The organism is Streptomyces sp. NPDC006265 (assembly GCF_040613555.1).
In the GTDB taxonomy this organism is placed as follows: Bacteria; Actinomycetota; Actinomycetes; order Streptomycetales; family Streptomycetaceae; genus Streptomyces.
Genome location: NZ_JBEXSH010001030.1, coordinates 1 through 2,868 on the forward strand (window position 1 = coordinate 1; position 2,868 = coordinate 2,868).

Consider the following 2,868-nt stretch of genomic DNA (forward strand, 5'->3'; position numbering starts at 1 on the left):
GGGCACCGGGAGGGGCCACCGGCGTCACGCCGCGGCCGTACTGGGGCGGTTGGGCCCGGCGGCGCGTCCGGCCCTGCCCGGGCTGCGCGAGCTGGCCGCCTCCGGTGACGGGTGGGCGCGGACCACGGCCGCGTGCGCGGTGTGGCGGACCGCCGGGGAACCGGAGCAGTTCCTCCCCGTCCTGCGTTCCGCCTGGGTGGAACACCCGCGCACGCGCAGAACGATCGCGGAGTGCGTCTCGGCACTGGGACCCGCGGGAGCACCCCTGCACGACGCGCTCCGGGCGGAGCTCGCCGCTCCCCGGCGGCATCGCAGCGACTCAGGCGGCCACGGCATACGCGAGGACCTGGCGCTGCTGCGGGTGTGTTGGGAGGCGCTGGCCGGGCAGGGGTACCCGTAGGGCCTTACCCCGCCGTACGTCCCCACATCGGGCCGAAGCGGGACCACTCCGCGTCCCACTGGTCGATGCGGCGGCGCTCCAGGCGGCTGCGGAGGGCACGGCCGGCGACCACGGGTACTACCGCGGCGCACAGGCCCGCCACGCCGCCGATCAGGGAGGCCCGTACGCGGGCCTGGGGCTCGGTGACGGGCCGGGTGACCTGGCGCCCCTCGGGGTCCGTCCACACGGTGACCGGGTCGCCGGCGGCGCTGCCCGCCGGGACCCGCAGCTGGCCGGAGTGCTTGGAGCCGTCCGCGGAGGTCCACCGCGCCGTCGCCCACACGTGCTCGGCCCGGGACACATGGGCGTTCTCGGAGGCCGTTCCGGGAGCGCGCTCGGCGAGCCGTGCCACGAGCGGGCGCCACTCGACCCGTTCCCGGGCCAACCCGTCCTCCACGGAACGGCTCACCGTCGTCCCGGCCAGCACCCCGACGAAGACGGTGAGCAGCCACATGCCCAGGACGACCCAGGCCTCCACTCTGTCGGCGCGGCGCTTGAGCGGATTGCGCCGCCAACGCCACAGCCACACCTTCGGACCCCGTAACGCCATCGAAGGCCTCCTCCTCACGAGCCCACGACCATCCCGCCGCTCTCCCCATACGGACGGCGGCACCTGGATGCTCAGCGCACCTACCCGACGTGACGGTCCCCACGGGCCGGCACCCCGGCCGGCGTCCTGCGCGGGCGCCCTGCGGGACGCTGCGCCCACTGCATCGACACCCCCGCTGACCTGCGCCGGAGCCCCTTCCGGAGGTGACTGTCAGTGGTCGGGTGCAGACTGACCGGTGTTCGGGACAAGGGCGTCAAGTCGCCGAGGTCGGCCAGCAGCCCCGCCGCACCGTCCACGACCGTGGCCCGGACCACGTCCGAGCACCGCTTCTCCACGGCTTCGCGCAGGGTTTCGGCCAGCTTGGGCAGGGCGGACCGCCGGCCGGTCTCCCTCGCGGTGATCATGGCGTCGAGCAGAAGCAGCATCACCACGAACTGGGGCGGCGGTGTGCCGGGGGCGGTGTTCACACGGGCCTCCTCGCACCACGCGCGCGCCCGGTCGATGTGCCCGTCCTCGAACGCCATCTGGGTGCGCATCAGCAGGACGTACGCCTTGGAGTCCCGCACGCCGTACCGTTCGGCGGCGGCCGTGGCCTCGTCCAGCGACGCCGTCGCGGCCACCCGGTCTCCCGCGCGGTAGGCGATCTCGGCGAGCCGGGCGATGAGGAACGGCGACTCGGCGTAGGCGCCCACCTCGTACGCGAGCCGCAGCGCCTCCTCGTACTCCCCCTTGGCGTCCTCGAAGCGGCTGCGTGCCATGGCGGCCTCGCCGACCGCGCTGCACACCTGGGCGCGCAGCCAGCGGTCGCCCGCGCGGCGGCTGAGGATCCGCAGCTCCGCCAGGTCGTCGTCGACGCCCTCCAGGCCACCTGGTCCGTCGACGACCGTGTGCGCACGGAACATCAGGGCGACGGAGATCTCCCAGTCACTCCCGTACGCACGGCAGTTGGCGACTGCTGCGTCCAGGACGGTCCGGCCCTCGCACTGATCGCCCAGGTAGGAGGAGAGGATCGGGCCGACGAGCCCGGGGATGCCGGCCGCGTGCGGGCCGCCACCCTCGAAGTGGGCCCATACCCGCTCCATGTACGGCCGCTGCTCGTCGACGAAGGCTTCCATCGACTCGGCCTCGGTCATGAAGAACAGATGCAGCATGCGCACATCCATCCGCAGGGCGTGCAGCGGATGCCCCGCCTCCCCGTCCGACGCGGTGAGGAAGTGCTCGACGTAGCCGGGTGGTTCCGGCCGCCCGGCGGCGTCCAGGGCCACGCCCAGTCGCAGCGTCCGCTCGAGCCACTCCATGCCCTCGTGGCGGTAGTTGCGCAGCCACCAGAACCAGCCCATGGCCACGGCGAGGGCAGCGGCCTCCTCCTCGCCCCCGGCGGTGAGGGTCCGGTCGAGCGCGGCGCGGATGTTGTCCAGCTCGGTCTCCAGGCGGGAGATCCACGGCAGTTGCCCGGCGGTGCGCAGCAGCGGATCGGCCCGCTCGACGAGCGCACGCACCCACGCGCGGTGCCGTAGCTCGGCCGCGGTGCGCAGCCCCGGGGTGTCGGCGGCGCGCTCGACGGCGTACTCGTGGATGGTCTCCAGCAGCCGGTAGCGCATGCCGGAGGAGCCGTCGTCCCCGCTGGGCGCCGCCACGACGAGGGACTTGTCGACGAGCGCCCCGATCAGCTCGGCGGCGGGCCCGGAGCACACGGCCTCGGCCGCCGCGAGGTCCCAGCCGCCCGCGAACACGGACACCTCGCGCAGCATCGTCCGCTCGGCGTCGTCGAGCAGGTCCCACGACCAGTCGACGACGGCGCGCAGGGTCTGCTGGCGGGGCAGGACCGTACGACTTCCAGCGGGTCTGCTTGGTGAGGTCCTTCGTCTGTTCCTTGAGG

Annotated in this window: 1 protein-coding gene and 2 pseudogenes; 1 reads left to right on the forward strand and 2 read right to left on the reverse strand. The window is 74.0% G+C overall.

Annotation, left to right across the window (positions count from 1 at the left end):
* Positions 1 to 400 (forward strand): annotated as a pseudogene (locus tag ABZ281_RS44645) (HEAT repeat domain-containing protein); the annotation flags it as partial.
* A 4-nt stretch (positions 401 to 404) separates the two neighbouring features.
* On the opposite strand, the gene ABZ281_RS44650 reads toward ABZ281_RS44645, so the two are convergent.
* Entirely contained in the window at positions 405 to 989 is a 585-nt protein-coding gene (locus ABZ281_RS44650; RefSeq protein WP_356664024.1) for a hypothetical protein, read from the reverse strand.
* A gap of 80 nt (positions 990 to 1,069) precedes the next feature.
* Positions 1,070 to 2,868 (reverse strand): annotated as a pseudogene (locus ABZ281_RS44655) (AfsR/SARP family transcriptional regulator); the annotation flags it as partial.